The sequence below is a fragment of the Paraglaciecola sp. genome (genome assembly GCF_030730205.1).
Lineage (GTDB): Bacteria > Pseudomonadota > Gammaproteobacteria > Enterobacterales > Alteromonadaceae > Paraglaciecola.
The window spans coordinates 1-20,181 of sequence record NZ_JANQVQ010000332.1 but is presented as its reverse complement, the minus strand read 5'-3'; the positions used below and the strand labels follow the sequence as shown (position 1 = coordinate 20,181).

The window sequence follows — 20,181 nt, the reverse complement described above, 5'->3', positions numbered from 1 at the left end:
GTTAAATGACTGTAAGTGATATGTTTTCTAATGTCAGCTTTTTTGACTTGTTTATTCATATTAAAAACGTTTTAGGCATTGATTTACGTTGTGAGTAGCTGGCTCATTACGAGAATAAAAAAATAGCTAACTTAATGAGGATGATTTTTATGTTGAGTGCATTGGGGAAAAATATACAGTACCTATTCAAATGGTCTGGAAATGTCCTTCCAATAATTTTATCTGGTATGTTAGTTGTCTTTGGTTTACAGGGCTGCTCAAGTCCAAATGACCTTGATCTTACTGACAGCTCACATACCTTTACTGCTCCTGTTCAGCTAAAAGTCGGTGAAGGATTTATTAACCCTATTGGTTACTACGAGGCTCGCCCTCGTTTTAGTTGGCAACTCAATAAACACGCGAATACTCAATTTCAGACGGCTTATCAAATTCAGGTGGCTAGTGCTAAAGAGTTTTTAAGTAGCCATATGTTATGGGACTCACTAAAAGTCTCCTCAGATAAAAATGCTTGGATTCCCTATCAAGGAACTAAATTATCATCAAGACAAAAAGTCTATTGGCGAGTAAAAATTTGGGATGAACTTCATCAGCCTTCTGATTGGAGCGAGTCAGCCTCTGTCGAGCTGGGCTTGCTGAACAACAATGACTGGACCGCGTTTTGGATTGGACATCCGGATACTACTGAAAGAGATAAAGATACAATATTCAACAGCTCGATAAAGGATGGTCGTTTTCCTGTACCCAATAATAAGTATCAACGAACACAATATTTACGCAGAATTTTCGAACTCTCTGACAACATCATGCAAGCTCGTTTGTATATTACCTCGAAAGGTGTATTTAAACCCTATATCAATGGTGTTGCCATTAGCCAAGATTTGATGACACCTGGGTGGACTCCCTATCATAAAAGAATTGAAACTCTCACTTACGACGTGACGTCGTATCTGGTACCTGGCAAAAATGTAGTAGGCGCTATACTAGGTGAGGGCTGGCATAGTGGAAGAATTTTCCACCCTACTGAGCAACAATATATTCCCCCAATGCGACTCATTGCGCAATTAGAAGTAAGTTATCAAGACGGTTCTGTGCAAAGGATTACAAGCGACCAAGATTGGTTAGTCAGCAATCAGGGTCCTATTCGCGAAGCCAGTAACTATGACGGGGAAGTTTACGATGCTAACTTTGAGCTCAAAAACTGGAATACTAAATACTTTATACAAGAAAAATCGAGTGACAAAATAACACAAACACGTTGGAAAAATGTTGTTGTAGAACAGCTTGAATCACAAGTTAAACTGCAACCTAAGCGTCATGTCGCAGTTCGTTCGACTATGTCTATATTACCGGTGAGTATAGTTAGCGAGCGAAATGGTGTGACTATATTTGATATGGGTCAGAACATGGTGGGGGTGCCAAAGTTGACGATCCCTGTAATTAACAATCAACAGGTTAAAGTCCGCTTTGCTGAAGCGCTCGATAACGGGCAGTTTGCTGTGGCTAATTTGCGTTCAGCCAAAGCCACCGATATCTACATCCCTAGCTCCAGTGGGACTATTGAATATCAACCCACTTTTACGTTTCACGGCTATCGCTTTGTTGAATTATCTGGCTATGATAGAACTCATAAGCCCTCCCTAGATTGGTTGAAGGGCGAGGTACTACATTCTGATTTTGAAGTATATGATAACTTCGTTAGTGACGATCGCACACTGAATAAATTGTCTGAAAATGTCAGTTGGGGCCTACGTGGAAATTTTTTAGATATTCCTACTGACTGCCCTCAGCGTGATGAGCGCTTGGGATGGACTGGTGATGCACAAGTGTTTGTTCAGACCTCTTTGTACAAAGCGGATGTTTATGGTTTTTGGGCAGCATGGTTACAAAGTGTCAGGGAAGAGCAAAATATTGATGGTTTGGTGCCGAATTTTGTACCTTTCCGCCCATTCTTAACCAGCTTGACTGGGGCTGCATGGGGTGACGCTGCGACTATCGTGCCTTGGGAACTTTATCAATTTACCGGTGATGAATCGATTTTGCGAGACAACTACACCATGATGAAACGCTGGTTGGGTTATCATACTTTTAACAGCAACCAGCATATTTCCACTATGGGCAGTTACGGAGACTGGTTACAACCATTTGGCGAAGAGGGCAAAAACGGCGGAGACACAAACAAAGATCTTATTGCGACAGCCTATTATGCGCACGCCGCAAATATTGTTGCAAAATCCGCACGTATACTTGGTTTCAACAATGACGCCACGCAATTTGAAACCTTGTTTAGCAACATAAAGCGTAAATTTCGGGATTATTTTTTTGATCAAAATATGACGCTCAATGCCAATATCACTAAACCGCCGGTATATAGTAACGGCAGTGAAAGAACCGGCAAGCCAGTTGTTTTTTCGCCAAAAGCTACTCAAACAACCTATTTACTGCCTTTGGCATTTGATCTATTTGAACCTAATGACCAAAACATCGCCGTGAGCCATTTACTAGAATTAATCAATATGAGCGAGCGTCATTTAGGCACCGGCTTTTTGGGCACTCCTTTGTTGGCCCCAGTACTACAGAAGTTTGGCCATAGTGACGTGATGTATGATCTCCTTTTTAAAGACACCTACCCGTCCTGGTTTTATTCAATTCGCCAAGGCGCTACAACAACCTGGGAACGATGGGATTCCTATTCTTTAGCAGCTGGGTTTAACGGTGAAAAAATGAATTCCCTTAACCATTATGCGTATGGCGCTGTGGCAAGTTGGTTCTATCGTGGCATTTTAGGGATTAAGCAAACTACGCCAGGGTTTCAACACTTTACCATTTCACCGCAGTTTAACCTCAAGTTAGGACATGCATCAGGGCATCACGCTACGCCGCACGGAGATATTATTGTCAGCTGGTCAATAAAAAACACGCAGCTTACTATGTCGTTAACGGTGCCTAAAAATACACAAGCTAAATTAGAGTTGTCTAATATCGACAATATTCAGGTAATTCAAAACGGTGTACTTATTGCTGATATTAACAACGAATTGCCGCCGGGGAGTTATCAAATTAGTGGTTTGTACAATTAATAACATTCAGTATTTATATGTGATCACTCAGTGAGAATTCAAAAAGCCTAAATGCGGAGAATGTTCCGTAAGGCGCTTGAATGAGGGAAAAGTGCAAAGGTCTTTTATGGCTGCTGTTTTGAGTTCGAGCAGCGGAAATGAGTGATCGAATTCGACCGAAGCATGCATCCAATGAGATACCAGACCAAGAATGACGTTCAGGTTTCAAATCATTGGCAGCGCCTTTGCCTATATGTGAGTTGCGATAAGTTCCAACAACATCGGTGATCAAAAGGCGGTAAATTGATTCACCATCTTCTTCGGTTAATGTAGTGATCATAACGTCATACTTCCCTATGACCCGCTAAACGTGAGTTCCGCTTTAGGGAATAGATTACGGTACTCATGATGACGAGCATCAATCGCTAAAGCACCATTGCCTATATCTTTGTAAAAAGGGACGTTACCCCCATTCAGTAAAGGAAAATCTTCAGTGGCGTCATAAATTATAGTCTCGGGCTTGGGACTGACCCGTGCATTTGTATCGGTGGCGTCAGCCCAACATGGAACATTGAGAGCGAAGAGAAACGTGAGAACGATTTTTTTCATAAAAGCCTGCTTTACTATCATTTTTAATTTTATCTGACAGAATTGTCGTTATTGGAAAGCACAGGTCTTACGAAGAACGATGGAGCATCCAATGGGTACCTCCCATCTAACAACTGTTTTAAGTTGTGTTCAATGTTTTGGTATTTTATTTGTCCAGATACATTGGCTTGTGCTACATCACTTAGTTTGTGTGAATACAGTTCTTTGAATTCAATGTTTTGAGTTTCTGCATTGCGCCACTCGATATAACGCCATTCGCCGTCGGTGACGGAAACCCCCATTATCTTTCCCCTCGGATACAAGCTATAGGCTGCTTTGAGCCTTTGCATATTAGGTGAATCAACGAGAGTCAGTAGACTTTTCCCATCCACTTTCGGTAGAGGTAACCCGCTAGCTTCAACAATTGTGGGAAATATATCTATATTCTCTACTAATGCATTTGAAGAAATGCCTGCCTGACGAGTCTTATGGTTTAGTTCGCGACTGATGATGAGCGGTACTCGTGTGTCTAACTCCATATTGGAGTGTTTATTCCATGCGCCGTATTCCCCAAGTTTGTAACCATGATCACTCATGAAAATAACCATGGTGTTTTCACGAAGTTTTAAATCATTCAGGGCGGTCATTACTTTTCCAAGTTGAGCGTCCATATAGCTAACGCTAGCATAATAAGCATGAATAAGTGTTTTAGTGAGTTCATCGTCCACATCACCTTGTTTAGGGATACCACCATACATTCTTAATTCGTTCCATTGAGTCAGCGAAAGTTTGAACATATTCTTGGGTTTTTCGCGGCTTGGAACGATAAATTTTTCTCGATCGTACATTTCCCAATACTTTCTGGGAGAATTAAAAGGCAAATGTGGCTTACTAAAGCCAACAATCATCAAAAATTTATCGTTTTTTACCTTGTTAAGGATTTCAATTGCATCGATGGCTACCTTGCCATCTTTATAGAACGAGTCACTGACATCCCCCGCTTCGAAAGCAAATTTTGACTCAGCATTACTTGGTATCGAATAAAAATTGGGTAATTTTTCTATGTGGTTTGTCCAGTTTTCTTTATCATCATCGGAGCTGTGGTAAACCTTACCCACACTGATGGTCTTGTATCCATTTTGTTTAAATAGTTGAGGCATTGATACTATATTAGGCTGATTAGGCCGTAAACGCCCAGAACGATCGATGGTATATAGGCCTGTTGTTTCGGGCCGCAAACCAGTCATTATGCTCACTCTGGATGGGCCACAAATTGCTTGCTGGGCATAGGCATGGTTGAAACTTACGCCTTCACTTGCGAGCTTGTCGATATTTGGACTGTGTACTTGCTTTTTACCGTAAGCGCCCAAGTCAACACGCATGTCATCAATCAGAAAAATCAATATGTTAGGTTGTTTTAGCGCTTCAATTTCTTTATTACTATCAGTAGGAGTCGCGTAGCTGTTTATTGGTTGTAGCATTGCTAGCGCGACACACATTGGTGCCACGCTAGCGATATATTTGTTTAGTCTGAATAGCATTTTTTAACCTCACTTTTACGAGTTCATGAATAAGCGTTAATAGGCCAATGCTAAATTCATAAGCAAGTTACCATCGACCACAAAATGAAAAGTAACAATCTACTCAATGCTTGACTTCATGAATCAATAAAATACTCGGTTGAGAGATACTACTGTGGGCATTGTCTCTATTGCCCGGCTGAGTTTGCCATGATAAAAAATATTCGATTCCGTCACTTTCATCTCCCACGCCTTTGAATACCTGGGTTTCGAGGCTATTGTTTTCACTCACGGCAAGGTGTTTATTAGCTGCAAGGGTTTTTTGTTCAATGACGGGTGGGAAGACATCCGCCTTCTCAACTTTTACGGTTTTCAACGTATCTGCATTTAATACAAAGCGCATGACGTCATCGTTTTTTCTGGCCATTACGCCTAGTGTATTGCCACTCAGTATTTCTGGATCGTAAGTTTGGACCTCAAACCGACCAAGAGACCCGTACCCGCCAAAATCCCAGCGAAATCCATCCCACTTGCTTATTTGTACTATATCCCAGTTTTGGTTGGCTTTTTTTCTCGCGACATACATTTGGGTGTCGCCATTTTTATCATACTTGTGGTAAGCAATAATAGGATTGTTATGTTGATCGAAACCGATTTTATTATTGTTGTTGATAATCCCACCTTGTGGAGGAACAGGGTCTACAATCTCAGTACCTTTAAGGGTTAACGGTAGAGGAAGTGCATTACCATTAGAATCTTGCCAAGTTTTCAAATCCGGGCTTTTAGCATAGGACAAACTATGATTAGACGAAGAATCAGGAGTGTCTCGCCAAACCCAAATCAAGTGAAACATGCCGTCCGGCCCCAATGTTGGGCCTTCAAAATAACCACTCATCCTACCTTCACCGTCTAAAAACTGATTTTTGTGCAGACGTTCCCAACTCTGTGTTTTGGTATCGTAGATATTGTAAATTTCGTTGCCATTGCCGCTACCTCCGTCTCTATATTTTATTAGCAACTCATTGTTTTTATTCAGCATGAAAATCGGATAGGTCATACGTTGTTCTAGGCCTTTATCTACCATAGTTGGAACACGTTTTAGCGAGCGTATATTGTAGGGCTCTGAAGTTCGAAAGTATTCAAGAGGGTCTGCGTGCATGTTGCCAACCAGATGCAAATTACCAACTGAATCCATTTCCATCGTTACATAATTGTGGCTATCCCAGCCTAACCAACTATCAACTTTGTAATAGCGCCATTTACCGCCTATGCCCCTGTGGGCAACTGTCATTTGTCGGTTAGCATCATAATAGGCAACAAATTGCTGGTTATTACGTGTTAAAAGATAAGGTTTTATGCGATGACCAGACCACACACGATCGATGGCTGAAGAGGTGAACTCTGCTTCTTGTTGTCCTCTGGGGGCTGCCATAATGTCTAATGAAAGCACTATGGCTGCAAAAATACACAGCGATGTGAGGTTTAATTTAAAGCTACCTAAACCTTTTGAAATATGCATGTGGAGTTTCCCGAAAGTAAACGTTCAACGCCTTTCAGCGCTTGAACAAAATAAATGTAAGCAATGTGTTAATAAATATAACAAGTGTAGTAAGTCGTGTAAATCAATTTTGGTCAAATTCAATCTTATGTGTTAATGTTCATTGTGTTGAAAGAGTTATCTTCAAGTAAGATTTTGTAATAACGAGTATGAACTAATTCTGATAGATCGTTCTTTTAGAAGGTTCTTTAATTTTTTCATGCTATTGATTTATCAGTTTATTTATTGTTTTTGTGAGTTTGTTGATGCTCGTCATGAGCGACCACTAGAGGAAAGTCAGCTAAATATATTTATCCGAGTCAGCGTGAAAAACGCGAACATTAATTTACATTGGTAATGTTACTAGCAGATAATTTTTCTTTAAAACCATAACTAACATGTTAATATTAATCATACTAAGTCAAAATTAAACATTCTGCATATTTTTACACTATCAGCGATGAGATAAATGTATTAATGGAATTAAAGGAAAAGTGAAAGCATGAAAATTAAACGCTTCAGTATGGCTGTTCTTGTGAGTTGTGTTATTGGTGGCTTTAGTACTTTATCCCAAGCTGCAACTAAACCGAATATCATTTTTATTTTGACAGATGATCTTGGGTTCAACCAAATTGGTGCTTACGGCAATACACCAATTAAAACTCCAAACTTAGACCAAATGGCTAAAAATGGTATTCGATTTGACCAAGCTTACTCAGGTAATACCGTATGCTCTCCATCTCGAGTTTCGCTATTTACTGGTCGTGATGGTCGATTTATGACAAATAATGCCAACACGGTGCAATTGGCCGACATCGACGTAACCATGGCCCATGTTTTAAAATATGCCAATTATGATACAGCCTTGTTTGGTAAGTATTCTATCGGTTCACAGATGGGCGTTACCGACCCCTTAGCGATGGGCTTTGACACATGGTATGGCTTTTATTCTATCCTAGAAGGTCATAGACAGTATCCGCAGATAGTATGGCGTGATGGAAAAAAACTGAGGGTTACAGAAAATGAAGGTGGTAGAAAAGGCGCCTATGCACAAGAATTATTTACTGAAGAGGCGATTAAATATATTAAACAAGAGCGTGAAAATCCGTTTTTTGTAATGCTAGCGTTTTCTTCACCTCATGCGGAATTAGATGTTCCTGAAAAATATAGCAAACAATATGAGCTAGAAGAAACAGAATATACAGGTATGTCTTCGGGTACCCCAAGTGACAAATATGCCGCTTATTATCCTGCAGCTGTCGAAAAACCTAATGCAACACTTGCTGGCATGGTTACGGCTCTTGATGACTATGTAGGCCAAATTATTTCGGTATTAGAGTCGGAAGGTAAATTAGATAATACCTTAATAGTATTTACTTCTGATAATGGTCCGCATGACGAAGGTGGCGCTGATCCTGAATTTTTTAAAGCCTCAGCACCTTATAAAGGTCAAAAGCGTGATCTCTATGATGGTGGTATTCACGTTCCCATGTTGGTGCAATGGCCTGCAATGATTAAACAAGCCAGAGTTGATAATACTCCATGGCTTTTTGCTGATGTATTACCAACCTTAGCTGAAATAACAGGAGTTGATTTAAATATTGTTCCTCGTGTGCGTACTAATGGTGTCTCAATATCGGGTTTATTAAATGACAGCCCTGAGAACATGCCTGAGCGCTTATTATACTGGGAGTTCGCTAAACAAGTGGGAGATCCAAACTCTGGTGTTATCGGTGATACTTTCCAAGCTGCTCGCAAAGGGCAGTGGAAAGCAGTTCGTTATGGTGTAGATGCGCCAGTTGAGTTGTATAACATCATAAAAGATCCCGGTGAATCTAAAAATTTGGCATCCACTCAACAAACCTTAACCAAAGAATTTTTTGATCTATTCGAACAACATAAAGATTAGTCTCGCTCGCAAACTATCAGATCTTCGAGTTAGATTAAGCTACTAGTGGCCTTATCTGAGGCCACTAGGCCTTAAATCTCCAAAACTCATATCACTGAACTTTTTTAGTGTGTTCTCTTTAGAAATCAGGGCGAGAGCATGAGTGCTCATTTTGTGAACATAATGTTCAGAGTCTGAACCTTAGTGGTTTAAGCTGAAACCAAACTGATGAATTTACCACCTCGGTTCGTTCAAACTATGTTCGAATTCCGTTCAAAAAACGTTCGTGAGCTTGCCCTGCTTTAGAAATACCTTAATTCGTTTTGTTTCTAGCTTTTTTGTCTCATAGTTAATTTAAATTGCCTAGTTAATAATCATCATGTGTCAATATGAATCATTAGGTTGCATTTTTATTCATGTTAATTTATTGTTTCTATCTTGTTTAAGCTATTTTATTTAAGAGATTATTCATGAAGTTTGTTCAAAAGAAGATAGGAACTCTAAGCGTTTTGTTGCTGTGTTGTTACGCACTGATTGCTTGTTCGCAATTGCAAACGCCCGCGTTACCTATGGTATTTTCATTACATGATTTGCGAGTAGGAGAAGGTTTTGTCGATCCTCTTGGTTATTACGAAGCGAATCCTCGCTTTTCTTGGAGAATCTCTGAATCTGCTACATCTCAGTTTCAAACCGCCTACCAAATTCAAGTGGCCTCAAGTATTGCGCAACTTCTCGAAAAACCAGATCTTTGGGATAGTCACAAAGTTAATTCTACAGACAATGCATGGCACAAGTATCAAGGCGAAAGGTTAACTTCCCGCCAAAAAGCGGTTTGGCGAGTAAAAATATGGGACGAAAATGACGTTGCATCTCACTGGAGTGAACCTGCAAGCTTTGAATTAGGCTTATTAAATAATGATGATTGGCAAGCCGTATGGATACGTCACCCTGAAACGGGGGAAACAACAACTCATGGTAGTGAAGGTAAAGAATACCAAAACAAACTATATCGCCCGCAGTATTTACGTAGAGAGTTTGTCGCTAAAGGAGAAATAGCACAAGCAAGACTCTACGTAACCGCCAAGGGGGTATTTAAACCTTATATCAATGGCCAACAAGTTGCTGACGATGTAATGACGCCAGGGTGGACGCCATATGCGAAACGCATTGAAACCCTAACTTACGATGTCACTGATTTATTAATGGCGGGAGAGAATGTTGTATCTGCATCTTTGGCAGAAGGTTGGTATACCGGCCGCATCCTTGGTCACAGAGAAAGAGACGTACCGCCATCGTTTATGCTGGCCCAATTAGAAATCATATATGCCAACGGTAACAAACAGGTAGTTACGAGTGATAGAAATTGGAAAGCCACACATAATGGACCCATTCGCATGGCGGGTAATTATGATGGTGAAGAATACGAGCAAGCTCTTGAAATGCCTGGCTGGAATAATATTCAATTTGATGACAGTAATTGGACTCCTGTTATTACAGAAGAAATTGATGGCCATGTAGCGTTAAAACCAAAGCGGCATAGCCCAATTAGAACTCAAATGGAGTTACCCTCAGTTGATGTCGTCAGTGATAAAGGTGGAGTCATTATTTTTGATATGGGCCAAAACATGGTTGGCGTGCCACATATTAAGATCCCTGTTATAGCTGGACAAAAAGTTAAACTCAGATTTGCCGAGGCACTCGAGAATGGTGAGTTTTATCAAAAGATTTTACGCTCAGCGAAAGCTACTGACTATTATTTGCCAAATATTACTGGAGAGATTGAATATCAACCTACCTTTACCTTCCATGGTTATCGCTATGTTGAGTTAAGTGGACATGATTCAACTAAGGAAGCTAGTTTGGATTGGATAAAAGGAGTTGTACAGCACTCTGATTTCAAGGTTTATGCGAATTTTGAGAGTTCTCATCCAAAGTTAAATCAATTACAGAAGAATGTAACATGGGGGCTACGCGGCAACTTTTTTGATGTGCCACTTGACTGTCCGCAACGTGATGAACGTTTAGGTTGGACGGGGGATGCTCAAGTATTTGCGGCGCCATCTATGTATATGGCAGATGTTTATGGATTTTGGGCTGCATGGATGCAAAGTGTGCGCGAAGAACAAATGGATGATGGTTTGGTGCCTTTCTATGTCCCTAATCGTCGTCATTTTCAAGCATCTTCAGGTTGGGGGGATGTCGCAACAATCATACCTTGGGAGCTCTATTGGCTTACGGGTGATAAAACTATCGTAGAGGATAACTACGACATGATGAAACGTTGGTTAGACTACCATGCGAGCCAAAGTCAAAACCTGATTTCTACAATGCTTACTTTTGCTGACCATCTTCAACCTTATCCGTTGGTGGAGGGTAGAGAAGGGCGACGCGGTGATACCGATAAATCCCTTATCTCAACGGCTTATTATGCGCGCTCTGTGGAATATACGGCTAAATCTGCTCGTTTACTTGGCAAAATCGATGATGCAGAAAAATTCGAGCGCCTGCATGAGCAAATTAAAAGCGCCTTTAAACAACATTTTTATGCTCAAAATCTGCGGGTAAAGCAAGGAGTCAGTACTCAGACTAGCTACCTTTTACCAATTGCATTTGATCTATTTGGTGATCAAGAGAAGTCTATCGCTAAGCAGCATCTAATAGCTGCAATTTCCAAAGCTGGAAATCACTTAGGCACAGGATTTTTAGGTACGCCGTTACTCGCGCCAGTGTTGCAAGAGTTAGGTGAGAGTGAGTTGATGTATGAATTGCTCTTTAAAGAAACCTATCCTTCTTGGTTTTATTCAATTAATAACGGTGCGACGACTACCTGGGAAAGGTGGAATTCTTACTCAGTAGAAGAGGGCTTTAATAAAGACAGTATGAATTCACTCAATCATTATGCCTATGGAGCTGTTGCTAAATGGTTTTATGAGGGAATTTTAGGCATAACGTCACTCGAACCTGGTTTTAGCAAAATTCAAATTGAACCCCAGTTTAGCTCTAAGTTAAAACATGCCTACGGCGAATATAGTACCCCACAAGGCAAGGTTTCAGTACGTTGGAAGATAGAAAAACAGAAACTTACATTGGATATCGTTATTCCAAAAAATACCAAAGCCGATGTATTACTCCCAAGGGTAGACACGCCAACAATTCATATTGATGGCACAAAAGTGACTTCTTCTGAACAATTGAAGCAACTGCACCCAGGCTCATATCGCATAGCGGCAAACATCAATCTTTAGTGATCAATCAATAAGTAGGGCATAAATGAACAAGACAAAATTCTTAATTGGTAAGCTGCAACGGTTGTCGCTAAAAGAGCTATCTTCGGCTGTCTTTTATGGCTCGATTATGGTTGCTAGTGCAGCTCTTAGTGGTTGTACCAATAACGCTGAATCTACCAAGGTGCAAGTCATAGAATCTGTTGATTACTTTGCAGACAATGGTACCGGTAATTCATTGGCTGTCGTGCAACAACCCGCTGGCGAGTATCACAATGGGATCACTTATGTATCCTATCAAGGGCCTTTAGAAGATCCCTATGTTTCCACATACAACCATAATACCAAACAGTGGGCAGGTCCGTTCAAAGCCGGAACCAGTGAACTTGGTCGCCGCGAAGGCCGCACTAAATTTGATAATCATGGTAAACCAACCCTGCTAATTGATGACTCTGGCTACATCCATATTTTTTATGGTGGCCATGGGGGAGATGTTGAACATGGAACTAATCCTCTTGGAAATGTGCATCATGGGGCTAATAAACATTCTATTTCTAAACGACCATTCGATATTTCTGAGTGGGAGGAAGTGGACAATATTTCGGTATTTGGTACTTATAACCAAGCTGTCAAAATGGACAACGGCGATATTTATTTGTTTTACCGCCATGGGGCTCATCGCAGTGATTGGGTCTATCAAAAATCTAGCGATAATGGTCGCACCTTTGAGGCGCCAGTCTCTTTCTTAAAGCACAAACGTCGCGATGACCTGCAAGCAGTGGATAGCTGGTATGCCTGGGTTGGCAAAGGTCAGGGAGATGACATCATAGTCAGTTTTGATTACCACCTATGTTGGGATAATGGTGCAGGCATTAATGGTCGTGGACACACTACGGAACGTCACGATCTACACTACATGGTTTTCAATACGAAGGATGGAAGTTGGAAAAATATTCAGGGAGAAAAGCTTGTTTTACCACTTACTAGAGAAAATGCCGAAGTAAAAACGATGGCAATGAACACGGGGCTTGACTGGACATTTAATGGTTCATCCCATTTGGATACTAGTGGTTACCCACATTTATCAATTAACGTTGGAAAAGATTTAGGTTCGAAAACAGGGGGACCTAAATTGACCCGGCATATACGCTGGGATGGCGAAAGTTGGATTGGTGGAAACAGCGTGAATGGTCAGCAAACAGGCGACACTCGCGGAGATTTTGTCGTTCAATCGCCTAATGATGTACGTTTTATACTCGCTGATTCAGAGGGTAGTGATGGCGTTGTTGCTTGGTGGACAAGTAATGATGGCGGACAAAAGTTCGCAAAAGGCAAGGAGCTACTTAGACGGCCTAATTCGAGTTTTGCCATAACGTCTATTTTAAAAAATGCTCACCCTGATGCGCAAATTTTAGTGGCGAAAAAGTCTAAAGACTCACCACATCGCAAGATTTATTTATTGGGTGATAGTGGACCCATCCAACGTCCTTTATCGGATGCCACGTTAAGCAAAGATCAATCAACATTTGAAAGCAATTAATAAATATACTCATTAAGTATTCAATTAAGGTGTAAATATGTTTAAAACATGCAAAAAAGTTGGCGTTATTTCTGTCGCCATTAGTCTTTTATTAACAGCTTGTAGCAAAGACGAAGGGCAGGTCAGTCAATTAAAACAACAGCCTGCAACGGCTAATGTAAGCTCCACTAAAGAGATTCAAAAGTCTGCCTATGACATTGCTACTCGAGCTGCAACATGGCAAATCGAACAATTTGGTCACTTAGATTACATTCCTGAGTCTCATAGGGCTAAATCAGAAGATCCAAAATTTTGGATACAAGCAGCATTTTATATAGGTTTGACTAAATGGCTGGACGTGGATAACAACCCGCAATTAATGTCGTATGTTGAGAAAGTTGCAAAAGAGCAGAATTATGAATTATTGACCGATAGGCCCTACCATGCTGACGATCATACCATAGGGCAAACCTACATTTGGGTAGCAGAAAAAACCGGAAAAGCTGAGGCTTATAAGCCTACACAAAACCATTTTGATTGGATATTAGCTAATCAGCCGGAAGTGGGTTTAGAGATGGTGGATAGCACGGCTCAGGGCACTGGGACAGTTCATCATGAAGGTAATTGTCAGTTGAGATGGTGCTGGGCTGATGCTTTATTTATGGCTCCTAGAACGTGGTTAGAATTGAGTAATGTTACGGGTGATCCTAAATATTTCGAATATGCAGATAAAGAATTTTGGGCTGCAGCTGATTATTTATTTTCAGATAAATATGGCTTGTTCTTTAGGGATAGCCGCTATTTTGACATGAAAAGTGATAACGGCGAGCCAATATTCTGGGGAAGAGGCAATGGCTGGGTTTTCGCTGCTATTCCGTTGATAATTGATGATTTACCTGAAGGGCACCCATCGAGAGACCGCTACATCGAGTTATATAGAAAGAATGCCGCTGGACTTATGAAACTACAGCGTGAAAACGGTTATTGGCCAGCGTCGTTAATGGATCCAGACAAAGTAAAAACACCAGAAGTGAGTGCCACTGGCTTTATTACTTATGGTCTCGCATGGGGTGTTAATAGAGGTATCTTGACTGATAAAAAATCAAAAGAAATTGTTGAAAAAGGGTGGGTCGCATTACAACAAGCGGTTGAACCAAACGGTCGAGTAAATTGGGTGCAGCAAGTTGGTAAATCACCTGATCCGGTGAAAAAAACAGACTCGCAATTATACGGTGTAGGAGCAGTGTTGTTAGCTGCGTCAGAAATGGCTAAGTGGTCAAATTAAGGTAAGCAGAATTCAACTAAAGCAATATATGCTTTTTTTTTAAGAGAATATATCGGCTTAGATAGACTGCTAAATTTAGGTTTTTTCGCATCACTAAGTCGATATCTTCTCGCTGATTAATTTACGAGAAATGTATGGTCAAATATTTTATTCTGACGGTTCTAGTTCTGTTGGCCTCGTGCAGTAAGGTGCCCACTAGTTCGTCGAGAGAACCCACAGGTTTATTGGTTGAAAACCTGGTAGAGCCGCTAAATGTGCATAATCATAACCCACGATTGTCTTGGCATGGTAATGTAGAAAGTCAATCTCATTACCAAGTTCAAGTTGCAAGTAGCAAAGACAAACTGAGCAATGATTCTCCGGACCTGTGGGACAGTGGTAAAGTCCAATCTAAACGTTCCACTAATGTGTTGTATCAGGGCAAAACTTTAAACTCGAGGGATAAGGCATTTTGGCGAGTACGTGTCTGGTCTGACTCTAACATTCCTGAGCAGTTGATGGGTTGGAGTCAGCCTTCGTATTGGGAGATGGGGTTGTTGGACCCCAGTGACTGGGAAGCAAAATGGTTGCAGGTTGAAACGTTGGACGTTGCGCCTTTCAATGAGCCAATAAAACAATGGATGATATTTGCGGCTGATATAGCAAGTACAGTTAACAATGAAAATAGAGCTAAGACCCAATCTCGAGTTTTTGAGCAGCTCGAAAATCAACCTACAGCGAGTCTGTTTAGGCACCAATTTTCGCTCGTTAACGCAAATGAGCTGGTAAACGCCAGATTACATAGTACTGCCGCAGGATATTACGAAATCTTTATCAACGGTAAAAAAGTTGATGAGCGAATTATGGATCCAGGTCAGACAGATTACGATAAACGTATTTTGTATAATTCTGATGATGTATCTGATTTTCTTGTCCAAGGAGACAATGCCATCGCCGTTCATTTGGGTAGTGGCTGGTATAACGAAGACATTGCTTTTTCGAAACCTGGGCATTCACTCGCTTACGGTCAACCTGCATTTATTGCACAATTAGAGCTTACTTTTAACGATGGAACCAAGCAACTGGTAGTGTCTAATGATCAATGGTTAAGTCACCCCTCCCCGGTATTAAAAGAAGGTGTTTTTTCTGGTGAACTTTTTGATGCAAATAGGGCGGTGGAAAACTGGAACAAAAATCTCACTGCAAACCAACTTAATGGTTGGAAAAAAGTTAAGGCGTTAGCGTCATGGCCTACACAACGCTTAGAGCCGCAAATGTTGCCACCTATCCGGGCTGTGAAGAAAGTAACTCCCATTGAGATTCTCAATCCTGAGGAAGGCGTTTGGGTATTTGATTTCGGACAAAATTTTACCGGAATACCCACACTTAATTTAGAAAATATAAATCTATCAAATGGCCAAGCAGTTTATCTTAGATATGCGGAATGGGCAGATAAACAAGGCAATATTAGTCAAAAGTCAGGCGGAGCCGCGCCATTATTAAAACAAGTAGATGCCTTTGTTGCGTCAGATGATGAACAAGTAGCATGGACACCTGCATTTACGTGGCATGGTTTCAGATATGTTGAAGTCAGAGGCCTTAAATCAAAGCCTCCATTAGATACACTGAGTGCACACTTAGTTCGTAGCGACGTAGAGCGGGTTGGTAAATTTGTAAGTTCAGACCCTTTGCTTAATCGAATTCATGAAATGGCTTTGTGGAGCTACGAGGGCAACCTCATGGCTTTACCAATGGACTGTCCAATACGTGAACGTGCTGGATGGACTGGTGATGCTCATGCTGCTCTGATCACCGGTAACTACAACTTTAATATGCAGAATTTTTGGGGTAAATATTTGGATGACTTCGAAACCTCGAAATTTGTTGCCCCCGCTATTGTGCCTGGTAAAAGAACTCATGGAGGAAGTTTTGATTGGGCGGTGGCAGAAGTGATGATTGCTTGGGAAACATATCGCCATTATGGTGATACTCAGCAGTTACAAAAGCACTATGCAAGTTTACTGGAGTATATGCAGGCTGCAGAAAATGCCATGTCTGATTCTTTGCTTCGAATTGGTTATGGTGATTGGTGTGATCCTGTTCTTCAGCCTGGTATGGATAGAGTGGGAGGACGCTGTAATCCACAACATACTTCACCCACCATCACTAGTTCGGCCCTGCTAGCTAATGCAGCCAATTTAATGGCAAAGATCTCTTTGATAATAAATGAATCTGAGAGAAGTGAATATTTTTCTAATCTTTATGCCCGAATTAGTCATACATTTCATCAAGAGTTTTATGATCCTAATACCGGCCATTATGGCAGTCAAACGGCAGATGCCATGGCTCTTCGATTTGGTATAACGCCACCGCATTTGCGTCAGTCTGTAGCAGATGCCTTAAACAAAGATGTGGTAGAAAAATGGGGAGGGCACGCATCAGTTGGTGCACTTGGGCAAACCTATTTGTACCTAGCTCTGAGTGATTATGGTTACGGTGATACGGCGTTTAATATATTTAAAGCACAGGGTTACCCTGGTTATTCCTATTTACTCGATACCTTAAATGCTACCACCTTATGGGAGCGCAAAGGCGGATTTGATCCCACTGCCGATCCAACAGGTACATCAGCACCTGGCCGCTCTTTGAATCATCCTTTTCATAGTGGCTACGATGGTTGGTTTTATGAAGGATTAGGCGGTATTAGACCTTTAGAGGATAACCCTGGATTTCAAACATTTGAGCTCAGACCGGTATTTCCGAAGGGGCTATCTTCTGTGGATGTGTCTTTTACAAGTGCCTATGGAAAAATTAGCAGCCGCTGGAAGCGAAAAGGAGAACAAGTATCTTGGCATATCGAGATACCAAACAACAGCAGTGCATTCGTAACTCTACCAGGTAAAAAAGCGAGCCTATATACAGCCGGTCAATATTCGTTTTCGTTTAAAGACTGAGTCTAGGATTTACGATCAATAGCCTCTCGTTAGTTAACATGCCTAAGGTGCTTGGGCATGTTAACTCGAGTAGCGACAAAGTGCGTATGCTCGCTGGCTGCCGGTTAACAAGTCTGAGAGGACATTTAGCTTTAATGTTATGTGATGCAAACATGTCAGGTGACAAACAAAGCCTATAAAGCGAATTTTTATACTACTCCATCATTCTCAATGAAATATTTACTGCTTGTTACTCGTGGTGATTAGTAATCATTGAAATGAAACCATACAAAAGAGAATATTATGCTAAAAATTAAATTTTCCTGTTTTTCAGTTCTTGTGCTTTGCTCACATCTCTTGTCTCTTGATACTCATGCACAGCAACTTAAGGTGCCTTATGAAGATGTTGATGTAGCTAATATAAGGGTCGAAGAGAGTCATCCATCGTTGTTTTTTACCCTGTCAGAATTACCTAATATCCGCCTGCGTAGTGAAGCTTTGCCTTGGCTCAATGATGTGCGGGATGAAATGAAAAAAAAGGCTGAGATGTATATGGAGCTCAGCACACAACCTTATGAACTTGTAACTCAATATAATGGTATAGGTACTGCTGGACGAGGTTTACAAAATTTTGTTGGAACCTTAGGTTTCGCAGGCCATTTATTTGATGAACCTCGGTATTTAAAAAAGGCTAAGGATTTATTGTTAGCTGTAGTTAGACAAACAGAGCCGAGCAACAGAAAAAATTGGCGCTCACATTTACAAGTCGCTGATGCTACTCAAGGTATGGTTCTTGGGTATGATTTAGTTTATCCATTACTTAGCGAAAAAGAACGCAAATTGGTATTAGACGAAATTGAAAAATTTGCTCATGAACTAACTCACCATAAGTCCACTTGGGGAATGGATGCGCCAGGAGTGTTGTCTTGTAACCATAGTACCGTGCACTACGGCGCATTAGGTCTGGCCTCGTTAGCCTTATGGAATGTTGAGATACCTGAAAAAACACAATGGTTGCAACGATCTATAGGTCGAGTTGATGGTTATCTAGGCTCTTTCATTGATGAAACAGGTTACGGTACAGAAGGACATCACTATTTTGCTTATGGATTAGGCGGCAGTTCTGTATTTGCTTGGGCACTAAAGCGCTCAAATGGTCCAGATTTAATCAAACAAAATCCAACTGTTGAAATGGCTGCTGATCAAGTCCTTTGGAAGTTGCTTCCTTTCGAAGGGCGAATGTTAGCTCTTAATGATAACAACGAAATTCCCTCCGATGTTGCTAGTATGGCTGGTGCATTGATCTATCAAAAACCACATCAATTGTGGGCGTGGTTGGAGTCAGTCTATCAATCAGGCAACAAGGACTTACTCGCGGGCTTTGCTGGCACAACTTACACTGCTCCATTTCTGTTTATGTGGGGAGACGAACCCTTAGTGCCGGTAAGTCCTAAAGACAAGCTACCTTTGGGGCATCATTTTGAAAGTGGCAGGGTTATGTTACGTAGTAATTGGGAAGGCGAAGACGCTGCACACTTTTCAATGACGTCTGGTTATGACTTTCATCGTGGACACGACCAACAAGATGAAAATTCTGTGACCTTTTACGCGTTTGGGGAAGGATTCCTTATCGACCCACAATATGAGCCTGAGCGCAGTGAAGCCCATACCACGTTGAAAATTCAAGGCGCTGAGCAAATCAAAGGTGGTGATGGACGTATTGCTAAGTATCGAGAAGATGAATTTGGTGCCTTGGTGCAAGGTCAAGCTGAGGAGGCATATGACTTTGATAAGGTGGTAGTTGGGTATGCTGATAGAAAGGCTTATTTTGTCAGAGGTCCGGTGCCGTATTTGGTGATGCGAGATGATGCACAGGTTGAACATGATCGTTCAGGTGAGTATGTTAGTCGTTACATTACCTATCCAAAAAATAAAATTAAGCCATATGGAAAAGCGATTGTAATTGAAGGGCAACGTGGGCAGGCTTCAGCTAAATTAATGGTATTTAGTCAAGGACAGCAAGTGCAAGTCGTTGAAGATGACATGCAAACGGCGACTTTCGAAAATCGAGGTACAAAATATGCTTATTCAAAATATTTGCGCAGAGCGAGTGTGACGGTTGATGCCGTTAATCCCAAATTTTTAAGTATTCTAGTACCGTTTATAGAAGAAAAAGATTTTCCTCTCGTCGATGTTAAGTTTAACAAAGAAACAGATGTCTACACGGTACAATTAAAGTTTCCAAACTATATAGATACGCTTTATTTCAATCAGTCTGATGCAATTTTGCAGCGTCACTAAAATATCACTTAGTTGTATATCGTATTTAGAAAAAAAGCCTGCTTTAAAAATTTAAAGCAGGCTTTTTAGTTTTATTATTTATTCCAAATGAAACACCATGTCCAGTGGTGACACTACAGGTGAGTTATCTGAATTAGTCTCCATAATGTCCGCCATGTAAGCCCACCATTTGCTGGACAAAACACATCTAATTATTAAAATGCTTAACTTGGATGAGCTAGCAAACTTGATCCTAATGTGACGGTGTTCAGTGTTGTACCAACGGACAAACTCATTCGTAGCCAATTGTCCAACACGCAAAATGGTTGTTGCAGACAAAGGTTACGATAGTGAAAAGCTCAGAGAATTTGT

The 20,181-nt window shown here is 40.9% G+C and carries 11 protein-coding genes; 7 read left to right on the top strand and 4 right to left on the bottom strand.

The window, feature by feature from the left end; all coding sequences use genetic code 11:
- Positions 1-149 precede the first annotated feature (149 nt).
- Positions 150-3,077, top strand: a complete 2,928-nt coding sequence (locus tag NWQ57_RS22055; protein ID WP_306024347.1) for an alpha-L-rhamnosidase — start codon at positions 150-152, stop codon at positions 3,075-3,077.
- A gap of 13 nt (positions 3,078-3,090) precedes the next feature.
- Here NWQ57_RS22055 and NWQ57_RS22050 read toward each other — a convergent pair whose 3' ends face one another.
- From NWQ57_RS22050 to NWQ57_RS22035, 4 genes are all read right to left on the bottom strand, one after another.
- Positions 3,091-3,396 carry a hypothetical protein gene (locus NWQ57_RS22050; RefSeq protein ID WP_306024346.1) on the bottom strand — a complete coding sequence of 102 codons (306 nt, stop codon included), beginning with the start codon at positions 3,394-3,396 and terminating at the stop codon, positions 3,091-3,093.
- A 14-nt stretch (positions 3,397-3,410) separates the two neighbouring features.
- Positions 3,411-3,686: a hypothetical protein gene (locus NWQ57_RS22045; RefSeq protein ID WP_306024345.1), complete on the bottom strand. Its 276-nt coding sequence runs from the start codon at positions 3,684-3,686 to the stop codon at positions 3,411-3,413.
- An 8-nt stretch (positions 3,687-3,694) separates the two neighbouring features.
- Positions 3,695-5,185, bottom strand: coding sequence for a sulfatase (locus NWQ57_RS22040; protein WP_306024344.1), 1,491 nt, complete (start codon positions 5,183-5,185; stop codon positions 3,695-3,697).
- 103 nt (positions 5,186-5,288) lie between these two features.
- Positions 5,289-6,683 carry a BNR repeat-containing protein gene (locus tag NWQ57_RS22035; RefSeq protein WP_306024343.1) on the bottom strand — a complete coding sequence of 465 codons (1,395 nt, stop codon included), beginning with the start codon at positions 6,681-6,683 and terminating at the stop codon, positions 5,289-5,291.
- A 520-nt stretch (positions 6,684-7,203) separates the two neighbouring features.
- On the opposite strand from NWQ57_RS22035, the gene NWQ57_RS22030 reads away from it, so the two are divergent.
- The 6 genes from NWQ57_RS22030 (at position 7,204) to NWQ57_RS22005 (ending at position 19,830) form a co-directional block, all read left to right on the top strand.
- The gene (locus tag NWQ57_RS22030) at positions 7,204-8,610 is read left to right on the top strand and encodes a sulfatase-like hydrolase/transferase (RefSeq protein WP_306024342.1); all 1,407 of its coding nucleotides are present in this window, start codon (positions 7,204-7,206) and stop codon (positions 8,608-8,610) included.
- A gap of 449 nt (positions 8,611-9,059) precedes the next feature.
- On the top strand, positions 9,060-11,834 hold the full coding sequence (locus NWQ57_RS22025; protein WP_306024341.1) for an alpha-L-rhamnosidase: 2,775 nt from the start codon (positions 9,060-9,062) through the stop codon (positions 11,832-11,834).
- Between the two features lie 25 nt (positions 11,835-11,859).
- Positions 11,860-13,353 carry a BNR-4 repeat-containing protein gene (locus tag NWQ57_RS22020; protein WP_306024340.1) on the top strand — a complete coding sequence of 498 codons (1,494 nt, stop codon included), beginning with the start codon at positions 11,860-11,862 and terminating at the stop codon, positions 13,351-13,353.
- A 37-nt stretch (positions 13,354-13,390) separates the two neighbouring features.
- A complete protein-coding gene (locus NWQ57_RS22015) occupies positions 13,391-14,617 on the top strand; it encodes a glycoside hydrolase family 105 protein (protein WP_306024339.1) in 1,227 nt (408 codons plus the stop codon).
- A 134-nt stretch (positions 14,618-14,751) separates the two neighbouring features.
- Positions 14,752-17,550, top strand: a complete 2,799-nt coding sequence (locus tag NWQ57_RS22010; RefSeq protein ID WP_306024338.1) for a family 78 glycoside hydrolase catalytic domain — start codon at positions 14,752-14,754, stop codon at positions 17,548-17,550.
- Positions 17,551-17,832: 282 nt separating this feature from the next.
- On the top strand, positions 17,833-19,830 hold the full coding sequence (locus tag NWQ57_RS22005; protein ID WP_306024337.1) for an alginate lyase family protein: 1,998 nt from the start codon (positions 17,833-17,835) through the stop codon (positions 19,828-19,830).
- The last annotated feature ends 351 nt before the right edge of the window (positions 19,831-20,181 follow it).

Excerpts from the sequence above, each read along its gene's own strand:
- NWQ57_RS22005 (WP_306024337.1), top strand. The coding sequence starts at position 17,833 with ATGCTAAAAATTAAATTTTCCTGTTTTTCAGTTCTTGTGCTTTGCTCA.
- NWQ57_RS22025 (WP_306024341.1), top strand. The coding sequence starts at position 9,060 with ATGAAGTTTGTTCAAAAGAAGATAGGAACTCTAAGCGTTTTGTTGCTG.
- NWQ57_RS22010 (WP_306024338.1), top strand. The coding sequence starts at position 14,752 with ATGGTCAAATATTTTATTCTGACGGTTCTAGTTCTGTTGGCCTCGTGC.
- NWQ57_RS22035 (WP_306024343.1), bottom strand. The coding sequence starts at position 6,683 with ATGCATATTTCAAAAGGTTTAGGTAGCTTTAAATTAAACCTCACATCG.
- NWQ57_RS22015 (WP_306024339.1), top strand. The coding sequence starts at position 13,391 with ATGTTTAAAACATGCAAAAAAGTTGGCGTTATTTCTGTCGCCATTAGT.
- NWQ57_RS22055 (WP_306024347.1), top strand. The coding sequence starts at position 150 with ATGTTGAGTGCATTGGGGAAAAATATACAGTACCTATTCAAATGGTCT.
- NWQ57_RS22030 (WP_306024342.1), top strand. The coding sequence starts at position 7,204 with ATGAAAATTAAACGCTTCAGTATGGCTGTTCTTGTGAGTTGTGTTATT.
- NWQ57_RS22045 (WP_306024345.1), bottom strand. The coding sequence starts at position 3,686 with ATGATAGTAAAGCAGGCTTTTATGAAAAAAATCGTTCTCACGTTTCTC.
- NWQ57_RS22020 (WP_306024340.1), top strand. The coding sequence starts at position 11,860 with ATGAACAAGACAAAATTCTTAATTGGTAAGCTGCAACGGTTGTCGCTA.
- NWQ57_RS22050 (WP_306024346.1), bottom strand. The coding sequence starts at position 3,396 with ATGATCACTACATTAACCGAAGAAGATGGTGAATCAATTTACCGCCTT.
- NWQ57_RS22040 (WP_306024344.1), bottom strand. The coding sequence starts at position 5,185 with ATGCTATTCAGACTAAACAAATATATCGCTAGCGTGGCACCAATGTGT.